Here is a 222-nt window from a genome sequence, read left to right on the forward strand (position 1 = left end):
AAGCGGGAATAGCTCAGTTGGTAGAGCACGACCTTGCCAAGGTCGGGGTCGCGAGTTCGAGTCTCGTTTCCCGCTCCAAAATTTGAAAGTGCTTCTTAGCACAGACCACCCAATCGCAGGATTTCGAATTGCGGCAGCAGTTTGAAAGACGAAGATTAAGCGGGAATAGCTCAGTTGGTAGAGCACGACCTTGCCAAGGTCGGGGTCGCGAGTTCGAGTCTC

At 53.2% G+C, this 222-nt stretch carries 1 tRNA gene; it reads left to right on the top strand.

The features are described 5' to 3' along the window. Positions 1 to 2 precede the first annotated feature (2 nt). Positions 3 to 78 (top strand) — tRNA-Gly (locus OGW13_RS00065). Positions 79 to 222 lie beyond the last annotated feature (144 nt).

Origin of the sequence: Citrobacter sp. Ca225 (genome assembly GCF_030337175.1) — a bacterium.
Lineage (GTDB): Bacteria > Pseudomonadota > Gammaproteobacteria > Enterobacterales > Enterobacteriaceae > Citrobacter_A > Citrobacter_A amalonaticus.